This is a genomic window from Paenibacillus taichungensis, assembly GCF_050994985.1.
In the GTDB taxonomy this organism is placed as follows: Bacteria; Bacillota; Bacilli; order Paenibacillales; family Paenibacillaceae; genus Paenibacillus; species Paenibacillus taichungensis.
Genome location: NZ_CP194720.1, coordinates 38,610 through 57,609, shown reverse-complemented (window position 1 = coordinate 57,609; position 19,000 = coordinate 38,610). Strand labels below are relative to the sequence as shown.

At 46.3% G+C, this 19,000-nt stretch carries 20 protein-coding genes; 9 read left to right on the top strand and 11 right to left on the bottom strand.

Features of this window, described 5'->3' with window-relative positions; translation table 11 throughout:
- Positions 1 to 55: 55 nt before the first annotated feature.
- Together ACR1R9_RS00315 and ACR1R9_RS00310 are read left to right on the top strand one after the other, a co-directional pair.
- Positions 56 to 1,015 carry an ABC transporter permease gene (locus tag ACR1R9_RS00315; protein WP_024631474.1) on the top strand — a complete coding sequence of 320 codons (960 nt, stop codon included), beginning with the start codon at positions 56 to 58 and terminating at the stop codon, positions 1,013 to 1,015.
- 12 nt (positions 1,016 to 1,027) lie between these two features.
- Positions 1,028 to 1,906, top strand: a complete 879-nt coding sequence (locus tag ACR1R9_RS00310; RefSeq protein ID WP_076291187.1) for a carbohydrate ABC transporter permease — start codon at positions 1,028 to 1,030, stop codon at positions 1,904 to 1,906.
- 61 nt (positions 1,907 to 1,967) lie between these two features.
- On the opposite strand, the gene ACR1R9_RS00305 is transcribed toward ACR1R9_RS00310, so the two are convergent.
- From ACR1R9_RS00305 to ACR1R9_RS00280, 6 genes are all read right to left on the bottom strand, one after another.
- On the bottom strand, positions 1,968 to 2,150 hold the full coding sequence (locus ACR1R9_RS00305) for an aspartyl-phosphate phosphatase Spo0E family protein (RefSeq protein ID WP_076291186.1): 183 nt from the start codon (positions 2,148 to 2,150) through the stop codon (positions 1,968 to 1,970).
- A 230-nt stretch (positions 2,151 to 2,380) separates the two neighbouring features.
- Entirely contained in the window at positions 2,381 to 3,397 is a 1,017-nt protein-coding gene (locus tag ACR1R9_RS00300; RefSeq protein ID WP_433921944.1) for a hypothetical protein, read from the bottom strand.
- A 19-nt stretch (positions 3,398 to 3,416) separates the two neighbouring features.
- A complete protein-coding gene (locus tag ACR1R9_RS00295; RefSeq protein ID WP_433921945.1) occupies positions 3,417 to 4,415 on the bottom strand; it encodes a hypothetical protein in 999 nt (332 codons plus the stop codon).
- A 25-nt stretch (positions 4,416 to 4,440) separates the two neighbouring features.
- Positions 4,441 to 5,361 (bottom strand): helix-turn-helix transcriptional regulator, encoded by a 921-nt coding sequence (locus tag ACR1R9_RS00290; protein WP_433921946.1) that lies wholly within the window; start codon positions 5,359 to 5,361, stop codon positions 4,441 to 4,443.
- Positions 5,362 to 5,445: 84 nt separating this feature from the next.
- Entirely contained in the window at positions 5,446 to 5,634 is a 189-nt protein-coding gene (locus tag ACR1R9_RS00285) for a hypothetical protein (RefSeq protein WP_433921947.1), read from the bottom strand.
- A gap of 142 nt (positions 5,635 to 5,776) precedes the next feature.
- On the bottom strand, positions 5,777 to 6,100 hold the full coding sequence (locus tag ACR1R9_RS00280) for an ArsR/SmtB family transcription factor (protein ID WP_053780179.1): 324 nt from the start codon (positions 6,098 to 6,100) through the stop codon (positions 5,777 to 5,779).
- A 211-nt stretch (positions 6,101 to 6,311) separates the two neighbouring features.
- Between ACR1R9_RS00280 and ACR1R9_RS00275 the strand changes: the two genes are divergently transcribed.
- A complete protein-coding gene (locus ACR1R9_RS00275) occupies positions 6,312 to 7,688 on the top strand; it encodes an MFS transporter (RefSeq protein ID WP_310854716.1) in 1,377 nt (458 codons plus the stop codon).
- 205 nt (positions 7,689 to 7,893) lie between these two features.
- Positions 7,894 to 9,108, top strand: coding sequence for a sugar efflux transporter (locus tag ACR1R9_RS00270; protein WP_433921948.1), 1,215 nt, complete (start codon positions 7,894 to 7,896; stop codon positions 9,106 to 9,108).
- A gap of 127 nt (positions 9,109 to 9,235) precedes the next feature.
- On the opposite strand, the gene ACR1R9_RS00265 is transcribed toward ACR1R9_RS00270, so the two are convergent.
- From ACR1R9_RS00265 to ACR1R9_RS00255, 3 genes are all read right to left on the bottom strand, one after another.
- Positions 9,236 to 9,685 (bottom strand): nuclear transport factor 2 family protein, encoded by a 450-nt coding sequence (locus ACR1R9_RS00265; protein WP_433921949.1) that lies wholly within the window; start codon positions 9,683 to 9,685, stop codon positions 9,236 to 9,238.
- 325 nt (positions 9,686 to 10,010) lie between these two features.
- Positions 10,011 to 10,418 carry an Rrf2 family transcriptional regulator gene (locus tag ACR1R9_RS00260; RefSeq protein WP_076291179.1) on the bottom strand — a complete coding sequence of 136 codons (408 nt, stop codon included), beginning with the start codon at positions 10,416 to 10,418 and terminating at the stop codon, positions 10,011 to 10,013.
- 107 nt (positions 10,419 to 10,525) lie between these two features.
- Positions 10,526 to 11,362, bottom strand: a complete 837-nt coding sequence (locus ACR1R9_RS00255; protein WP_072735596.1) for an AraC family transcriptional regulator — start codon at positions 11,360 to 11,362, stop codon at positions 10,526 to 10,528.
- A 118-nt stretch (positions 11,363 to 11,480) separates the two neighbouring features.
- Between ACR1R9_RS00255 and ACR1R9_RS00250 the strand changes: the two genes are divergently transcribed.
- Together ACR1R9_RS00250 and ACR1R9_RS00245 are read left to right on the top strand one after the other, a co-directional pair.
- A complete protein-coding gene (locus ACR1R9_RS00250; protein WP_175381708.1) occupies positions 11,481 to 12,485 on the top strand; it encodes a Gfo/Idh/MocA family protein in 1,005 nt (334 codons plus the stop codon).
- 21 nt (positions 12,486 to 12,506) lie between these two features.
- Complete coding sequence (locus tag ACR1R9_RS00245; protein ID WP_076291177.1) at positions 12,507 to 13,454, top strand: aldo/keto reductase; 948 nt, start codon at positions 12,507 to 12,509, stop codon at positions 13,452 to 13,454.
- 318 nt (positions 13,455 to 13,772) lie between these two features.
- Here ACR1R9_RS00245 and ACR1R9_RS00240 read toward each other — a convergent pair whose 3' ends face one another.
- Both ACR1R9_RS00240 and ACR1R9_RS00235 read right to left on the bottom strand, forming a co-directional pair.
- Positions 13,773 to 14,792, bottom strand: a complete 1,020-nt coding sequence (locus ACR1R9_RS00240) for a Gfo/Idh/MocA family protein (protein WP_063567071.1) — start codon at positions 14,790 to 14,792, stop codon at positions 13,773 to 13,775.
- 27 nt (positions 14,793 to 14,819) lie between these two features.
- A complete protein-coding gene (locus ACR1R9_RS00235; protein ID WP_433921950.1) occupies positions 14,820 to 15,596 on the bottom strand; it encodes a sugar phosphate isomerase/epimerase family protein in 777 nt (258 codons plus the stop codon).
- 144 nt (positions 15,597 to 15,740) lie between these two features.
- On the opposite strand from ACR1R9_RS00235, the gene ACR1R9_RS00230 reads away from it, so the two are divergent.
- The 3 genes from ACR1R9_RS00230 to ACR1R9_RS00220 all read left to right on the top strand — a co-directional run bounded on the left by ACR1R9_RS00230 (position 15,741) and on the right by ACR1R9_RS00220 (position 18,926).
- On the top strand, positions 15,741 to 16,559 hold the full coding sequence (locus ACR1R9_RS00230) for a helix-turn-helix domain-containing protein (RefSeq protein ID WP_076291176.1): 819 nt from the start codon (positions 15,741 to 15,743) through the stop codon (positions 16,557 to 16,559).
- Between the two features lie 198 nt (positions 16,560 to 16,757).
- The gene (locus ACR1R9_RS00225; RefSeq protein ID WP_433921951.1) at positions 16,758 to 17,462 is read left to right on the top strand and encodes a response regulator transcription factor; all 705 of its coding nucleotides are present in this window, start codon (positions 16,758 to 16,760) and stop codon (positions 17,460 to 17,462) included.
- 21 nt (positions 17,463 to 17,483) lie between these two features.
- Positions 17,484 to 18,926, top strand: a complete 1,443-nt coding sequence (locus ACR1R9_RS00220) for a sensor histidine kinase (RefSeq protein WP_433921952.1) — start codon at positions 17,484 to 17,486, stop codon at positions 18,924 to 18,926.
- The last annotated feature ends 74 nt before the right edge of the window (positions 18,927 to 19,000 follow it).

The following is a 19,000-nucleotide window of genomic DNA, read 5'->3' as shown; positions in this document are numbered from 1 at the left end:
CTGACTGGCCTCATTATGCAGAGGCTGGACGATATAAAGGAGGGACCTGATGGCTATGGAACAACCACTAACGACCAATACGCCGGTGCGGCAGGCAACACACAATCCACGCAAACGCACCCGCTGGAATTTCAAACGCAATTGGCCGCTGCATCTGATGCTGCTGCCTTCGGTACTGCTCACATTGCTGTTCGCCTATGTGCCTATGGGCGGCATTATTATTGCGTTTCAGGATTTCAAACCATGGCTGGGATTCACCGGCTCCAAATGGGTAGGATGGGATAACTTCCGATTCATGTTCGAATATCCGGATAGTGTTCAAGTCATCTGGAACACAGTACTGATTGCCGCGATGAAGATTGTGGCCGGACTCGTGGCCCCGGTTGTGTTTGCCATTTTGCTGAATGAAGTACGCAATTCCACGTTCAAAAGGTTCTCACAGACGCTGGTATACCTGCCCCACTTCTTGTCTTGGGTTGTACTGGGCGGCATCCTGCTGGACATGCTTTCCCCCGAAGGCGGACTGATTAACCAGGTTCTGGCGGCCGTTGGCATTGAACCGATCTTCTTTTTGGGAGATGGCGACTGGTTCCGTGTAACCGTGGTCATCAGTGATGTATGGAAGGAATTCGGATTTGGTACCATTGTCTTTCTTGCAGCCCTTGCGGGCATTAACCCTGCTCTATACGAAGCTTCCGAAGTTGACGGGGCAACACGGCTTAAGCAGACCCTACACATTACGCTGCCTGCACTCGTGCCGATGATCATTGTGGTGGGAACGCTATCACTGGGGAATATTCTTAATGCTGGATTTGACCAGATTTTCAACCTGTACAATCCACTTGTATATGATAAAGGCGATATTATTGACACGTTTGTTTACCGGATGGGTATTTTGAATGGCAAAATGAGCTTTGCAACTGCGGTTGGTTTGTTTAAATCCTTTGTTGCCATGTTCCTCGTTATTACTGCCTACCGGATGGCTTACAAAATCGCTAATTACCGCATTTTCTAAGGAGGAATTAAGGTGTATCACAAAACGACCGGATACCGTATATTTAACGGCTTCAACCTGTTCTTCATCGCGGCCGTCTCGCTGCTGTGTGTGCTGCCGCTTGTCCACATTCTGGCGGTTTCCTTCAGCGGTAAAGCGGCAGCTTCCGCCAATCTGGTAACGCTCTGGCCGATTGATTTTACAGTCGATGCCTATACCAAAACGTTTGGTAACAGTAACTTTCTCAGCGCGCTCTGGATCTCAGTGCAACGTACCGTGTTCGGAACGCTGCTGAGTATGGTGCTGGTCATCCTGACGGCATATCCTTTGTCCAAAGAAAGTCTGAATTTCAAGGGACGTTCGCTGTATGCGTGGTTTTTCATCTTCACGATGCTGTTCAGTGGCGGTCTGATCCCTTCCTATATCCTGATTCAGAAGCTGGGACTGATCAACACCCTATGGGCTCTGATTTTGCCGGGCGCTGTGGCGGTCTGGAACCTGATTCTCATGATGAACTTCTTCCGTAACGTGCCCAAAGAGCTCGAAGAAGCGGCGTTCATCGATGGTGCCAACCATATCACCACATTGTTCCGCATCTATCTGCCTGTATCCATGCCGGCCATTGCTACGATCTCCCTATTCACCATGGTGGGGCAGTGGAATTCCTGGTTCGACGGGTTGATCTATATGAATGACGCAGCCAAATATCCGCTCGCTACGTTAATGCAGACCATTATCGTGCAACAGGATTTTTCCAATATGAATGTTGATGCGACGCAGCTTCAGAACATGTCGCAGCGTACCGTTAACGCAGCCCAGATCTTTATTGGGGCACTGCCAATCCTGCTCGTGTATCCATTCTTGCAGCGTTTCTTTGTCAAAGGAATTGTGCTTGGGGCTGTTAAAGAATAGGGTTCGTATACTGAACCTGAATACATTCGCATCATTTCATCCCGAGGTTTATAACGCGCTGTTATTTACTTCGGGATGATTTTCCGCGAATGGCATTGTTATATTGATTAATGAGTTCATCCAGAACCATCGATTGACGAATGACCTCCGGATGCCACAGTTCTTTATGAGCGTTTGCAATCTGGTAGAGCCTCTGTCGTGCCTTTTCGATACATTCCTGAATGGTTTCCGGATTATGCACCATACTCCCGCCCCCTGTTGTCCTTCAATATCCTCCATCCAAAAAAGACCATCTATTATAATATTCGGAACAAAGGGAGCTGCACATTACCCCAAAATCGAAATTATGGTTATTTTTTCTTTTCCAGGTTGAAATAAGGACGAGCAATGGACTAAGATGTGGCAAAACACAAATAAATACCGGATAGGCCTATCAGCCTTATCCGGTATTTTTTGTACCCATGCGCTGCCCATTCATCTTAATCCAATATCCTCAAAACGGTTACCAATCGTCTCTGGGAAAGCCAGTTTAATGGAATCAATGGCGCGCTGTTCCGTTTCCCCTGCTTGCTCAATCAGATGGATTACCCTTAACAGATGCCCTGGTTCCTTCGCATCCCAAGCTGTTGAATCCTCAACTTTCTCCATCATCTGAGCATATAGGTCTGAGAGTAACGCGTACGCCTGTACCACATGATTCATCTGACTGGACAAATGCTTAAGCTCTGCAACATAGGAAGCCATATCCTTTCTCGATTGGGCATAATAGCGCAAAACAATGGCAGCTTGATCCGTTTCATATGTACCAGATTGTAGGACATCAGCAATGGCTGCATATGCAGCAGCTCCGCAGGCGTAATCCTGAGGAGGCAGCATGTAATCATGGGTCTCCCATTTGTACACAGCCTGAATTAATGATTCCTTGCACACTTCCCATATGTCTACGGTTGTATGGGATTCAAGCACCTGATAGTACCAGTATGGTGTACTGTTCCGACCAAAAGAATCATAGGGCAGACAAATGACTTCATTTTCTTGACTCTCACAAATGAACAGCATCTGCTCACCATCATCATATCCAGCACAAATAACAAACTGATCATGCCACAGAATAGCGCCCACACCCCGGTCAATAGAAGCCTTGATATCCAGCAGGGCCTGCTTCTGATAGAGCGGAAAGGTCGGCTCGAACGAAAATCCCCCGTGTTGTCCGGTCGTGACGCCAATGAAATCAGAAGCTACAAAGTTCTCGGCCATCCAGTTGTATGCTGAGATCGATTCTGTCGTTAGACGCCGATCCACTACTAATCGAAATACACTTGCGGTCATACCCGCAATCATGTGACGCGGTAAATCCGTCCACTGCTTGTGCATCAGAATGCGATACATCGCATCGATGTATGAGCCTGCACCGCTCCAGGATCGTTGTTCATCTGCCAAATTCTGAGTCTGTGGAAAACGAATCAAATCCGGCAGTATTTTACTCCTCATCACCTTATCCTCCCTCCCCCTACCTTGCTGAATGTGCTCCCCACCGTGGTACAGTGTTGCGTTTACGATCAGGATACTTCGAGGAGATCAAACGAAAATAATCAACAGCCTGCTCTTCCAATGCTTTCGCTTCCAATAAAACCTGTGCCAGCTTCTCTGTGGCGTCTGCCTGCATAATCCTTCTGTTATGTTCCTGAATCATGCATGCCTTCATCTGTATAATCAATGCTCCAAGCTGTTCATAACATGCATAGGCTTGGTCCAGTTCGGGCCATATCCCCCGCACATCCTGCAAATACATCTGAATTTCAGTTCGGGACTGGCAATAGGATTCCAAAATATACGCAGCACCCGATGCATCGTAATCTCCACCCCGAAGGGCTTGCACCCACACATCATAAGCCATTCTACCCGAAACGATATTCCGATCAGGCAGTAGACGATAAGGGATATCCCAATCCTCAATTGCCAATCTCAATGATTCCAACAGCATCTCTTGTTCAGGGATATGTACCTGGTCACCAAAGACCTGACAATACCAAAACCCGGTGAAGTTTAATCCGAAATTGTCATACAGTATAATCTGTGGTTCCTTGCCCCAGCCATCTTGCACGTAAAAGATGCGATCACTGTCATCATACCCATGAATGACACCAAATTCCGGAATCCAGTAGATCACCCCGATGCCTTCATCCAGACTGCGCTTCACCCAATTTACCGCATCCCGCTGGTAATACCCAAATGTGGGATGACGTGTCCGTCCCCCATCCCAGATCGTGAATATCCCCAAGTTATCGATCCCAGGGCGATGAGATTCTCCCCATTGACCATAGGCTGTAACCGACATGGGCAGTAGTCTGCGATGCACTGAAAGTTTGAATGCCATACCCGTATATCCAGCGAGCACATACTTGGAACCCTGAAACAGACCCGCATGGGTCAATACAGCGTGTAGGCTATCCACATACGATTTGGACTCCCGCTTCATGATCAGGTTGTCTAACGCAACTTCAGTCAAAAAAAATCCCCTCTCCATGGTTGTTCTAATTCACGTTGGCTTTGCGCTGTACGGCGAGCCTATCGATTATGCCTTCCGCACTTTGCTGAAGCTTTCGTCTAAGCCACGTTGGAGACAACAGTTCCTCCCACTCGCTAATGAACAAATGCTGTAGGAAAGCATCCGTATCATAAAATTCAATCCAGTGAACCTGATCTTGCTTCTCCCGAATCCGATATCCTTGCCACAGCTCTGTTTGCTGCGCTTCTCTCAGTCTTATCTCAGCGACAAACGGTTTACGGACAGGCAGCGCCTCTTCCCATGCACCCAGCAACCCGTCTGTCTGACACTGAAACGTCTCGTTCGTCATCTGCACATGAATCATGCCCTCCAACCGGATGGCCGTTTGCTGTAAAGGGTCCATTTCATAACCAACCACGTAATCGGCGTTGAACTGGGACAGCATCTTCAATGGACACCAAGTAAATTGCCGTTCTCCGGCATGATCTCTGTAATGGATATGTACTTTGCGGGATTCGGCAATCGCATGGGACAAAATCTCAAAGAACTGAAGCTGCTGCGGATCTGCTTTAAACACAGGAAGCTGACTGCTTCCTGTTTGCTGTTCCTCGAGCGTAAAACGCTCCAGCAAATGCGCCACACGCTTTACCGCATCTGATTGATCATAATTGTAATGCCGATAACGATGCGCCAGATACTTAAGCACCCGCTGTTCTTCTTCCGTCATATATAAATGGGGCAACCGGTAGGTCTGATCCTCGTAACAATACCCCCGATATTTTGCTATATACACCAGAGGGGCACGCAGAGAAATCGCCATATATTCAATATCACGCTGGGCCTGGCGCCGGGATATTTCAAATTCACGTGCAAGCCAGCTGCTGTTTGGAAAACGTCCACTCCGAATCTGCTCGTCAAACCAGTGAATACGATGCATATTACTCATTTCCCCGCCCCCTGGCTCATTCCGTATTTCGTAATTATATTATACCAAAAGACATGGCCCGTTCCGAAGAACAGGCCTGTTATGTTATACGGTTGCCTTATCCACTCTGGACTGCACAGCTTTGGAACATTTTTTGCATACTTTCAAACTCGTACCATCTGTTTTCGTTTGCGAATACAACAATTTAATCCAGGTGCTGCTGCACACCGGGCAAGTTCCTCTTCCTCGGGATGGTAGATTCCACAGGACGCGTCCTCTTTTTGTTTTTGCCAACGTTTGTGAACCTCTTTTCGATATGGTTTGTGTGTTCACCGTTATTATAGAGGACGTGGTACGACATAGAATGTCGCAGCAGTATGGAATATACCAAACATAAAAAAAATGTCCCCTCTTCAACTTGAAGAAAGGACATTATCTAGGAATCATGTATTTCGGACTGAGCTGCCGCTTGTAATAAAGGCTGCAACAGACCAGGAAAACGCACTTCCAGATCCTCGGATCTTAGCGTCAGGAAATGCTGTGTACCTTGTACTCTCACTCGAATGACTCCGGCTTCCCGCAGGGTCCGAATATGGTGTGACATCGTGGATTTCACAACAGGTGCACGAAAATGACTGCATGGCTGTTCACCATTTCTGGCTGCTTCTGTTACGATCCCAAGACGGATGGGATCACTTAAAGCGTACAATACGGAAGAAAGTTCAATATCCTCCACTTGAGGATGGTGCAAAATTTTCATCGTTGTAGTCTCCTTTTTTTCAGACTATCCATTGTATTTTAGCATAAATCCATGATATATTTCTAATGTTCGATACCAATCGAACTTACAAACATATTTCGTTTATGTATCCCCTGCTGCCAAGCATGGGATTCACTCTATACCACATTTTGCAAATGTTACACACCGTTTCTGAAATGTTGCGAAATACACATCAATCTAGGAGGTTTTTATGAACAACACCGCAACTGCATCATCTGGGGAACGGACAGCAGGAATACAGGAAGGGTTAATCGTAAGTCTGCTGGGCTTCACGGTTGTGCTTGTCGTTATGAATACGATGATGTTCAATCTGGCCCTGCCCAAAATTGCAGCTGAATTTATGCTCTCATCCGTCTCTTCTTCCTGGATTGTCACCGGTTATTCCATCGTTTTTGCTATTTCCTCGATCACGTTCTCACGTCTATCGGATTTTGTACCAATTCGTACCCTGTTTACGACCGGTCTTACACTGCTTGGTGCGGCATCCGTTCTTGGTTTCTTCAGTAACCATTTTATCCTTCTGCTCATTGCGCGCCTGATTCAGGCTGCGGGTGCAGCTTCTGTACCAGGGCTAGCTATCGTTCTTATTACTCGTTACATTCCAAGTGACCGCCGGGGGAAATCCATGGCTGTTGTCATGTCGGCCAGCTCACTGGGTCTTGGACTCGGGCCTGTGATCGGTGGCAGTATTACACAGTTCCTCGGATGGCATGATCTGTTTATCGTTACCGGACTAACCTTGTTTCTGATCCCTGTATTTTTCAGACTGCTTCCAAGTGAGATGCCACAAAAGGGTTCATTCGACTTGCTCGGCGCGCTGTTACTGGCGATCGGAACAACCGGCGTCCTGCTATTCCTGACTTCACGTGAATGGGTAACCCTCGTTGTTGGTGCGGCTGCACTCGTCCTGTTCTGGCTACGAATTCGCCGTGCGGCTGATCCCTTTGTGCAACCAGCTCTGTTCAAAAACAAAAAATATATGATGCTCAGCTCACTGGGGATTGTATCGTATATTAACAACTTCTCGACGCTGTTCCTATTGCCGCAAATTTTGGCACATCTGTATGGCCTGACTCCGGCCCAGTCCGGGCTTGTCATCTTCCCGGGTGCAATCGTGTCCATGCTGTTATCCAATCGGATTGGCCGCATGATTGACCGACACGGCAATACACAACTGCTCAAGTTCGCACCATGGTTGCTGCTCGCTGCGGCCGGATTGTTTGCTCTTTTTGCAGACGACAGCATCTATGCCATTATGGCCGTATACATTCTGCTTAGCGTAGGCTTCTCTGCACTGACAACGAGTGTCTCCAATGAGTTGTCGGGCAATCTGACGATGGATCAGGTAGGCGCAGGCATGGGACTGTTCCAGCTTAGCCAGTTCTTCAGTGGAGCATTTAGTGTTGCCGTAACTGGCGTGGCATTGACAGCCATGCAGCAATTGCCACTATCATCGGCTTATACTAATATTTTCTGGGGCATGACTGTGGTTGCTCTGGCATCCATTGTTTTCTCCCAGGTGTATCTGAGAATGCAGTCACGGAAGAAAAACGTTGCTGCACACTAAGCAGGTTATACAGGTTCTTACTTATAATAGATTCTTCATATAAGAAAGCCAGGATTGGACCGATAGAGTCTGGTCTCTGGCTTTTTTGTTTGTTATTAGACTATAAGATATCAATACGTATTACTTTATCTCTGTTATTCTTATATTATAAACAGATCGTATAGATATTTTGTAAATGATAAAATCAAGGGGATGTCTTTTGCACATGAAGCTTCAACAGTTTAATTCACTATTTCGTATCCCTACATACCGGCTGTTTCTCGTTTGTATGTTGTTGCAAGGTATGGCTATTTCAATCAGCGCGCCCTTTCTTGCGGTCTACTTTACAACCCGCCTCGAAGTATCCATCGCAACATTCGGATTATTCACTGCAGTAACACTTATGGCGGGTGTGCTGTTCAGTTCCTGGATCGCCAGACGATCGGATCAACCCGGGGCTCGCAAAAAAATTCTGGTGTCTGCCATGATTTGCAATGCTCTTGCATTTGCCGGGTATCTGTGGATTCACGACTTCACTTTATTATTCATCTATATGACGGTACTGACTGCACTCGGATCTCCCGCCATGCCACAATTGTTCGCAGCTGCAAGAGAAGCGGTTAATTCCGCAACGGACGTCGATCATGCTGTGGCCAATTCAACCCTGCGCTCCGCGTTTTCATTGGGGTTTATTACGGGACCTTTACTCGGAACTTTACTGATTGCCTATATTGGGTACATCGGCATTTTCAGCTCAACGTGTTTTATTTTTTTGATCAATGCGTTATTATTTTTCTTTCTGTTAAAAAAAGCTCCCGAGCCTCCTTCTATCGGTGCATCTTCGGGTGGCATACACATAAAATTGCATCAGGATGCAAGAATCTACATGCCGTTTCTCATTACCACACTTCTGTATATGGCACACTGGATGAATAACCTGAATGCATCTCTGTTCATTATTCACCATCTGGGCGGGGGAACCCGGGAAGTTGGCTGGATCTCCAGTTTATGCGCGGGGCTTGAAATTCCCATTATGCTAGGTTTGGGTCTGCTCGCCTCAAAATATCCCAACCGCTCACTCATGTTATGGGGCTCCCTGATGGGTGTCGCTTATTATGTAATAGTTTTGTTCTCCACGGAACTGTGGCACTTGCTGGCCGGACAACTATTGCTCGCATTCTTTGTCGCCGTTATCTCTGCTATCGGGATCAGTTACATGCAGGATCTGCTTCCGTCCATGCCCGGCTATGCATCAACTCTCTATTCCAATGCTTCCACGTTGGGAAGATTATTTGGTAGTCTGGTCGGGGGATGGACAGCGGGAGTGTGGGGATATCGAAATTCCTATTGGGTATGTCTACTCCTTGTTCTGATTTCATTAGGTATGCTTGTTGTCACACAACAATTATCAAAAGAAAAACGTCAGACACTTTCACTCTAAGCAATCCGCATGCAATCCTGAGTGAAGGTAACAGCTTGAACAAAACAAAACCCCATGAGGACGCAGCTATAGCGCTCTTGGGGTTTTGTTTATCATCGTTTCAATATCATTTATATGAATACAAACACTATTCAAAAAGATCCAGACGTAGACGCTTCAGGCTGGTATGCTGGATGAGCCATTGACCATCGATTTTGACAAACGTTTCATGGTAATGTCCAAATCCGTGAAAGGATTTATTGACATTGCCTTCAGGGAACGTCACCCAATCTTCCATTGGAGAGATGACTTTGGCTTCATTCTTGGATACAAATTCAACTTCGGCGCTATGTACATGATGCACAGTTACGGCAACATCCACCAAATCCCGGAATACTTGAACGATGGTGTCCCGACCTGTTAATACCGGGATTGGATTGCCTTCTGTACTGAAATCAGCTACGGCATCCGGAGCGAACACTTCACCTAATGTATCCCACTGCTTCGTATCAATATAACGGCAATAGCGCGCTTTGGTGTTCCGAATGTTTTCCAGTGCAAGCAGTTGTTCCAGTTCTGTAATGGTTGATTGGCTCATGTGTTGTCCCTCCAGAAATCTAAGATGTAAGCAAATATGTATTAATAAATTTCTTCCTTATTGTACCATTCCACTCATATTAGGTACAATGGCATATTATACGTTTGTATATTAACTATCTTCTCCTATCGTTGAAGCACTCTGATGCTGAGGGTATACCTTGTATTGCTCTCTTCCAGAGTCCTCTGTAGACTTATAACTTCAACTTCAATCCTCATCCGAGTACAGCAAAAAAACCTTCCATCCCCCTTAAGCGGGGAGGAAGGTTTTTAAATTCGCTGTTCAACAGGCGCAGCTATAGGATCAACTGGACCTCCGATTCAGGTTATACGGAATGTGCAGCTTTCATCTGGGCAGCCAGCTCAGACATTTTTTTATTGTGCAAATAACTCTCCATCTCTTCTTCCGCACGGACCATCACCTGCTGAATCAGGCAGCCTTCGTTATGATCCTGCGAGCATTCGAACAAGGAAGCCTGTCCCTCAATGGCATGGATAATCTCCAAAAATGAAGGGTCCGGATTCTTCCGGCTAAGCCGATAACCACCATTGGCACCCGAAGTCGATTCGATCATGCCGGCTTTGACCAGCTTGGTCAATATTTTAGACAAATAGGTTGGAGATACTTTTTGCATCTCAGCTAATTGATGTACACTGACCAGTTGTTCCGGTTCGGTTGCAACCAGGAAAAGCATGGTGTGCAGGGCATAGTTTGTAGCTTTCGAATATTTCATGAGGGCACCTCATTATATACGGATTTAATTTATCTATAATAGACTTGATTGAACGCTCTGTCAAACGTCGAAGATTTCCACAGAATCAACAAACGGACAACATACCTTTAACTGTGGTAAAGCCCGCGATAATCGGTCGGAGTCATGCCTTCATGGGCTAAAAACTGGCGGTTAAAATAACTGGCATTTGGGTACCCCGCCTCCTCTGCGATCTGTCCAATGTTGGCCGTTGGCCGTTCCAGCAACCACTGCTTCGCCATCTGTAACCGCGAACGGGTTATAAATTCCATCGGGGTCATTTCCACGGCACTCTTGAACATTTTGCAAAAGTAATACGAACTCACACCCGCCATATCCGCCCAATCCTGTAACAAAAACGGTTGGCATGCCTCCTGCTGCATCTGTGGAAGCAGTCCAAGGATACGACTCTCAGCCTTGCTTGTGCGTGTGCTTTTTAGTGGAACCGCATGCTGTACGAACTCAGCCAGCACAGCGTAGGTCAGGGTAGATAGCTGGGCAGGACGCAGCATCCGGTTCTGCTCGGCTTCATTTAGTAGGGCCATATGTGCTTCTTCCCATGGAGCCTGCTGCCGCAGCGTCCACAACAGATTGCGGTGCAACCCCCGTTCTATCATATAATCATGCAGCCGTTCACCGTAAAAATGAACCCATCGTACATCCCATGGATCATCTTCGCTGCTGTAATAATGCTGCCGCTGCAGCGGGAAATACAGTACAGCCTGACCCGCACGAAGCTCATGCACTACTCCCTCCACTTCCACGTACCCCTTGCCCGCAGCAACGTAGTGAATATTGAAGTTGTTAAGTGCGCCAGCCTCACGTAATACGGTGTGCTCAGGGTGGTCAACATAAAGTCCAACAGATTCTGGATAACAAAAGTATGGAATATCCTGCAAGGTTAGCAGTACAGTCTGTCTCATCATGGCCCATTCTCTTTTCTAAACAATATTGTGTTAACTCATTTCAATATATTATCATTTTCATTAATCCATCTATTATTTATAATCACAATATACATTCATTCATAGGAGGAAACAACAAATGAATTCAGATCGAAAACTGCGCTGGGGAATTCTTGGTAGCGCTAGCATTGCCGTAGGATCCGTTATTCCAGGTTTGCAGCAATCCGAGTTGAATGAAGTGACTGCCATTGCTAGTCGAGATGAAGAAAAAGCAAAACAAACTGCTGAGAAACTCGGCATTCCTCAAGCTTATGGTAGCTATGAAGCTTTGCTTGCTGACGATTCCATTGATGCGGTCTACATCCCGCTTCCGAACCATCTGCACCGGGAGTGGACACTCCGTGCCGCAGAAGCTGGTAAACATATTTTGTGTGAGAAACCACTGGCACTGACGGAGCAGGAAGCTCAGGAAATGGTGCAAGCCTGCGAAGACGCTGGTGTACATCTGGCTGAAGCTCTCATGTACCGTCATCATCCACGTTATGATCAGATTAAAGATATTATCGCCAGCGGAGAAATTGGTGAGATCCGCGGCATTCATAGTACATTTTCGTTCAATAGTTCAGGCTCAACAGGTAATGTTCGCTTTCGGCGTGATTGGGGCGGCGGCGCGCTGTATGATATCGGCTGTTATTCCATCAGTGCAGCACGCTTGATACTTGGCCAAGAGCCTTCGGCGGCAACCGTCATCGGCATGTTCTCCCCTGAACATGATCATGTGGATATGATGGCTTCCGGCTTGCTTGAGTTCGACAATCATATTGGCGTCACCTTTGACAGCAGCATGTGGGCAGCCTTCCGCAACACACTGGAGGTACTTGGAACAGATGGCATCATCGAGGTTCCTTCTGCCTTTATCAGCAATCGGGATCGCAGCTCCAACTTCTTCGTAACTGTTGACGGTGAGCGTAAGGAGATTGAAGTCCCACAGGTCAATCACTACTCCCTCCAGGGCGACGATATGGCACGAGCTGTGCTTCAAGGTAAAGCTCTGCGCTTCGATCCATCCGATGCTATAGCCAATATGAAAGTACTCGAAGCTTGCCTTCGTTCAGCGGAAGAACGTACACGCATTACACTATAAGAAGAGAGGATGAACTGAATTATGGAATACATTGAAATTGCTGGTGCAGGAAAACCTATCTCCCGATTGATTAAAGGAACCGATTATTTTTACCATGATTCCTATGAAAAAGCAGCTACGAACATGGATGCATTCCTGGCGATTGGCGGTAATACCGTTGACTCCGCGCATATTTATTGTGGCGGGCAAAGTGAAGAAGTGCTCGGACGTTATATGCAGGAACGGGGTAACCGTAACGAGATCGTTATTTTGACCAAAGGTGCGCATCATGACCAGAACGGCCCACGTGTTAATGCTGATGCTATCCGCAGTGACCTTCTTACCAGTCTGGAGCGGCTTCAAACGGAACATGTGGAGCTCTATGCCCTGCATCGGGATGATCCAAACATCCCTGTTGGCGCGATTCTCGAAGCGTTGAATGAACATATTGAATCCGGCAAAATCGGCGCAATCGGCGCCTCCAACTGGACCTGGCAGCGGCTGGAGGAAGCTAACGCATATGCTGCTGCTAACGGTCTGAAAGGTTTTACATTCAGCAGTCCAAATCTCAGTCTCGCCAAAGCGAACGAACCGTTCTGGGCCGGATGTGTATCGGCAGACGAAGAAACACTGGCATGGCATGAACGCACTAAGCTTCCTTTGCTGTCCTGGTCATCCCAGGCTCGTGGCTTCTTTACCGGACGATTCACACCTGAAGTTCGGGACAATGAAGATCTGGTTCGTGTGTTTTACAGTGACGGTAACTGGGAACGTTTGCACCGTGCTGAACAATTGGCCGAGTCGAAAAAGACTTCCCCCATCCAGATTGCTCTCGCTTATGTATTGAATCAGCCGTTTCCAACCTGTGCGTTGATAGGTGCCCAGAATCAGGCAGAATTGCTCTCCTGTGACGAAGGATCACGTATCACCCTATCTCCTGAAGAATTAGCATGGCTGGATCTCGGCAGTGATGTGAAGCCTAGTATCTAATACAGATATATACGCTTTGAATTAAGTGTAAAGATTAAGGGACTGACTCTTCCGCGATGTAGCGGAGTGGTCAGTCCTTTTTGAAATGCCAGTTAACGGTTCAAACATAGTAACTATCTATAAAACAACGAATCGTTGCTCGTTATGCCCCCCATATCGCCAAACACCGGGTTCCGCTGTCCTCTATACGTATTGCTGATTGTCATGAAAAAAGTAATAAAAAGAGACTACCCGCCAGAAATATTTCTCTGGAGGTAAGCCCCTTTTTAATATGAGATAGTCACACTAATTAAAGTAATGATAATGATATCCTTACGATTACAGCTTCACGATCTGACCAGTCTTCTCAGATTCAAATGCTGCCAGAATCACTTGCAGAGAACGCAAACCTTCTTCACCGGAAATGCTTGGAGGTGTTTGCGTTACAATCGATTCTACAAAAGCATCAATAACGCCGCTTGGTACTTGTTTCTCGTTGGTAGACATTGCGCCAACTTTGTATGTTTCAACCGTGCCGTTAGTCAGCTCAACGATAACCTCGTCACCATCTACCGTTCCGATCTTCATCACACCATTTTCACACCACAGAACTGTACTGTTATCTCCTGCTCTGTATTGTGTCCAGCTCGCTACCAGCGTACCGATTGCACCGCTCTTCATGCGAAGCAGGCATGTTGCGTTATCGTCCACTTTGGTGTTTTCCTTGTGCAGTGTGCTGATGAAACCAGCAACTTCGGATACTTCATCATCCAGCAAATAACGGATAAAGTCCGATTTGTGCACGCCCAGGTCACCCATGGCACCCATAATCGCTTCTTCTTTACGGAAGAACCAGCTTTCTGCACCGTCTACGCTCCAGCCTTCCGGACCCGGATGACCAAAGGAAGTACGGAAATTCAGGACTTTACCCAGTTTGCCGGAGTCCAGAATTTCTTTGGCTTTCACGTGTGGAGGCATCAAGCGCTGGTTGTGTCCAACCATCAGATACACACCGTTTTTCTTGGCAGCTTCAATCATTTGCTCGCCTTCTTCGGTAGTAACCGCCATCGGTTTTTCCACCAGTACATGTTTACCGGCATTCGCAGCAGCAATGGCCATCGAGGCATGCAGGTAGTTCGGCGTACAAACGCTGACTGCATCCACTTCTTCGCTTGCAAGCAATTCTTCGTAGCTAGAGTAAGCTTTACCGCCGTAAGTTTCGGCCATCTTCTCCGCACGCTCCACGATCGGATCGGCAAAAGCGACAAGTTCTACGTTCTCATTGGCAGCGTACTCTGGAATATGTCTGCGCTCGGCAATGGCTCCACAGCCGAATACAGCAACTTTAATTTTACTCATGTACAAATGTCTCCTTTGACAAATAAATTAGAATTGGTTCAAGTAATTCTGCTTCAGCCAGTTATGGCTGTTGGCTACGCTTTCAAGCGGTGGATTCTGGCAAACGTCCTGTTCCACGATCAGCCATTCTACACCTGCACTCGTAGCTGCTTCAATAACAGCTGGCAGATTAACGGAACCTTGTCCCAGTTCCAATGTCTTCATTTGGCCCTGTTCGTCTTTACTGAAGTCTTTCAAGTGAAGCAACGGCAGACGACCTGCATATTTGTTGATATACTCAATCGGATTTTGTCCAGCAAATTGTACCCAACATACGTCCATTTCCACTTGAACTGCTTCAAGTGTCGTTTGTACAAACATTGCATCAAAGGCATTTTCGTCGCCAACCTGACCGTGGAATTCGAAATCATGGTTATGATAACCGAAGATCAGACCTTGTTTAGTCGCTTCTGCACCATATTGTTGCAATTCGTTGAACAGTTTGGTCCAGCCTTCTGCATTCTCTGGACGATCTTCAGGCATCAGGTAAGGGCAGATCATATATTGAGCCCCAATAGTTTTGAGGTAGTCGATTTGTTGTTGCAGATCTTCACGCATAGCATGTAATGAAACGTGGCTGCTGAAACCTTTCAGTCCAAGTTCATCCAATAGCGCTTTCATTTCTTCGGCAGGAATGTCACCATATCCGGCGAATTCGACACCTTCATAACCAAGCTCTGCTACCTTGCGCAAAGTTCCACGGAAATCTGCTGCAGTTTCATCACGGAGTGTAAACAATTGCAAACCAATATTAAGTTTTTTCATAATAGATGCACCTCTGCTCTCAAATTTGCTTTCATTGCTCTATCTGGTATCATCCTAACGCAAAACAGGCTAGAATGAACATATACAATATCGTCAGAACATGAACTATCTGATCAAATTTTTAAATTTGGAGGATTACATCTTTTGGAAACCTCAGTACTGATCTGTGACTATTCCTATCACTATAAGGCGTTTAACCATAATATGAAGGGCGAGTTGCAGACTTATCTGTTCCGTCTGCAAACCGAAGGCTCTTGCAAGGTATATGTGCAGGATGAAGAATTTAAGATGACTGGCGGCGATTTACTACTGCTTAAACCCGGAGACGATTATCACCTCGTGGTAGAAGAACCCCATAAGGAGGGCAGGTTATCCAGCGGAGACTATTATTTGTTCTGTGAAGGGGAATGGATTGATAGTTGGTGGAAGCGTCACCATCGATCCACGGTGAGCCACATTGGGCTGGATGATAAATTGGTCAGTCTCTGGCGCAGTATGCTCCTGGAGAAACGCCGTGGACCGCTGGAGGAAAATATAGAACTGAGTGATGCACTGCTGCGCGGTTTGTGTCTGTATATCGATCGGGCCATCAAGGAGAATATCCAGACGGATCGTTCTGTTTCCTCAACACTGAAGCTGAAACGATTCATTGAAGAGCATGCTACTGTCACATTCAAACTCGAAGAAGCCGCCCGCTACGCAGGACTAAGCCTATCTCGTGCGGTGCGATTGTTCAAGGAGCACTATGGCCAAACGATGATCCAGTATGCGATTGAAATTCGACTGAACGCTGCCTTGGAGCGTATGAAGTACAGTGATATGACCTTGGAGCATATTGCCGAAACATGCGGCTTTGCAAGCTATTCCTATTTTCACAGAGTGTTCCGATCCCATTTTGGAATGTCCCCGGCCGAATATCTCAAATCCCAGGCTCATCAATCCATCGATTTAGAGCATTTATAAGTGTAGTTGTGCTCGATCCTCTTCTTTCTTCATGATGAAAGCAGCTGATTTTCAATCGGCTGCTTTCTTTCAAAAAAACCTCTACTAGATCCCATGACTTCACGAAAACAAACCTGTATAGTTAAAATATAGTATTCTTACAGATTCATACATAAGTTAGTCTTATACTCTACCACTCTACTATTTGGAGAGATTTCAATGGAAACTAAACGTAAAATCTTAATTATTGAAGACGAACATGATATTTCGCGCATTTTGCGAGACTATTTGACCAAAAATCAGTATGAAGCCGGAGTGGCCAGCAATGGACAAGACGGGTTGCAGATGATGGACATGTTGCAGCCGGATTATATTATTCTGGACATCATGCTTCCGGATATGGACGGGATCGATGTATGCCGGGAAATTCGGCGGAGAAACAACATTCCCATTCTCATATTGAGTGCACGAGGCAGTGATACCGACAAGGTACTCGGCCTGGGATTTGGGGCGGATGACTATATGACCAAACCCTTCTCCCTGAGCGAATTACTCGCACGAATTAATGCGCACTTTAGACGATATGACAGTTTAACTTTAGCGAGCGAGCGGGACAGAACAGATCTGCTACGTTTGGCTAACCTGGAAATTGACAAGAAAGCCTATAAAGTTAGCCTAGACGGTAACGAGGTTTCTCTTTCCGCCAAGGAATTTGAGCTGCTGCATTATCTGGCGAGCAATAAAAACCAGGTCTTCTCCAAGTCTCAATTGCTGGATGCGATCTGGGGATATGCTGCATACGGAGATGAAAATACGGTGACCGTGTATATTCGCAGACTAAGAGAAAAAATTGAGGCAGACCCTTCCCATCCTGCTGTTCTAAAGACCGTCTGGGGCGTCGGATACAAATTCAATCATGAATAGGCAAAGATTGGAGGAGGCAACTTGTCACTAAACACATGGTCCGCACGATGGCTCAAAACAACATTCTTCCTCCTGATTATTCTGGTCGGATGCAGTCTGGTTTTATTTCTTAATCTGCTTGAAACCAGAAATTCGACTGAGTCTACATTGTCGATCCAGCAAGTTCGTCTCCGGGTTAACCCCATCCTGCTCAACCTGGAGCAGAACATTCATCTCCTGCAGGAAACAAGAGTACGAGAACATCTTCTTTCCATCGTCAAGGAAATTGGGGTTGAGCTTTCCTATGTTGGATTAGATGGGACTATATTGCTGTCCTCTTCTCCCACCTCCGAAGGAAAACAAGTCAATCTGCGATCAGCCCTGCATTATGATCTAAATCATGCCGTACAGGCCACGAACGGAAACGATTCGCTTAACATCGCTTTTCCTGTTATGGATGGTCCCGAAGGAAGCCAGATTGGCAATGCTCTCTTCACGATTCCTAAGTCCATGGTTACGGTGAAAGAAACGGTGATATTCCCTTTCTTTATTTTGGGTACGCTTTTGATCACCTCTATGGTTCTTGGCATTTATCTGGTGTTGATGAAGAGAAAATTTAAGACACAGCTGCTCTCCCCCATTCATCAGTTGAAGCAACATGCTGAATCCATTCTCAAAGGGAAATATAGTGAACCGATACAGTATAACCGCATGGATGAGATGAGCGAACTATACGCCATGTTTGATCTGATGCGTACAGAAATTATGCATTTAAGCGAACTTCGTATCCGGCAGGAAACTGCGCAAAAAGAACTCATTACCAATATTTCTCATGATATCAAAACACCGATTACAACAGTAAAAGCCTACATAGAAGCTATTCTGGAAGGAATATGCTCCGATAAAGAAACTCTGATGGAGTATATGAAAGTCATGCAGACCAATACGGACAAAACAGCCCGTCTTGTCGAGGACCTGCTTGTTCATGCATTGCAGGAGCTGGGGCAGATTTCTGTGGAGCCGTATGAAGTATATAGCAGCCCCGCCTTTGAGCTTATGTTAAAACCGATCGGACATGTTGTTCTAACCAGTGGAATGATCTATGAAGCACCCAAAAACATTCCAAATGTATTAATCCAAATGGACCCTGTTCGAATTGAACAAGTCATATCCAATCTCGTCTCAAACGCTCTTAAGCATACTGCTCCGGGAGACGCCATTCGTATAAACGTAGAGCTAAAAGGTGACCAACTCAATGTTACAATCGCTGATTCAGGTCAGGGAATACGTGCGCAGGACATGCCTTTTGTTTTTGAACGTTATTTTAAAGGCCAGACTTCCTGGTCAAACAGAAACGCTCACGAAGGAACAGGCCTAGGTTTGTCTATCTGCAAAAGCATTATTGAGGCGCACGGAGGACATATCTCCTTTTCAAGCAAAGAAGGACAGGGGACAATCTTTCAGTTTAATCTCCCGATCTGCTGAGGAATAAGAGACTCAGTCTGGCCATATGGTGCCTGTAATACTTTATTCATAATTTGATAAAGCTTCATCAATAT

Bases quoted from the DNA above. Each gene is read 5' to 3' on its own strand.
- ACR1R9_RS00315 (WP_024631474.1), top strand. From the start codon at position 56: ATGGAACAACCACTAACGACCAATACGCCGGTGCGGCAGGCAACACAC.
- ACR1R9_RS00305 (WP_076291186.1), bottom strand. From the start codon at position 2,150: ATGGTGCATAATCCGGAAACCATTCAGGAATGTATCGAAAAGGCACGA.
- ACR1R9_RS00300 (WP_433921944.1), bottom strand. From the start codon at position 3,397: ATGAGGAGTAAAATACTGCCGGATTTGATTCGTTTTCCACAGACTCAG.
- ACR1R9_RS00290 (WP_433921946.1), bottom strand. From the start codon at position 5,361: ATGAGTAATATGCATCGTATTCACTGGTTTGACGAGCAGATTCGGAGT.
- ACR1R9_RS00280 (WP_053780179.1), bottom strand. From the start codon at position 6,100: ATGAAAATTTTGCACCATCCTCAAGTGGAGGATATTGAACTTTCTTCC.
- ACR1R9_RS00275 (WP_310854716.1), top strand. From the start codon at position 6,312: ATGAACAACACCGCAACTGCATCATCTGGGGAACGGACAGCAGGAATA.
- ACR1R9_RS00270 (WP_433921948.1), top strand. From the start codon at position 7,894: ATGAAGCTTCAACAGTTTAATTCACTATTTCGTATCCCTACATACCGG.
- ACR1R9_RS00265 (WP_433921949.1), bottom strand. From the start codon at position 9,685: ATGAGCCAATCAACCATTACAGAACTGGAACAACTGCTTGCACTGGAA.
- ACR1R9_RS00260 (WP_076291179.1), bottom strand. From the start codon at position 10,418: ATGAAATATTCGAAAGCTACAAACTATGCCCTGCACACCATGCTTTTC.
- ACR1R9_RS00255 (WP_072735596.1), bottom strand. From the start codon at position 11,362: ATGATGAGACAGACTGTACTGCTAACCTTGCAGGATATTCCATACTTT.
- ACR1R9_RS00250 (WP_175381708.1), top strand. From the start codon at position 11,481: ATGAATTCAGATCGAAAACTGCGCTGGGGAATTCTTGGTAGCGCTAGC.
- ACR1R9_RS00245 (WP_076291177.1), top strand. From the start codon at position 12,507: ATGGAATACATTGAAATTGCTGGTGCAGGAAAACCTATCTCCCGATTG.
- ACR1R9_RS00240 (WP_063567071.1), bottom strand. From the start codon at position 14,792: ATGAGTAAAATTAAAGTTGCTGTATTCGGCTGTGGAGCCATTGCCGAG.
- ACR1R9_RS00235 (WP_433921950.1), bottom strand. From the start codon at position 15,596: ATGAAAAAACTTAATATTGGTTTGCAATTGTTTACACTCCGTGATGAA.
- ACR1R9_RS00225 (WP_433921951.1), top strand. From the start codon at position 16,758: ATGGAAACTAAACGTAAAATCTTAATTATTGAAGACGAACATGATATT.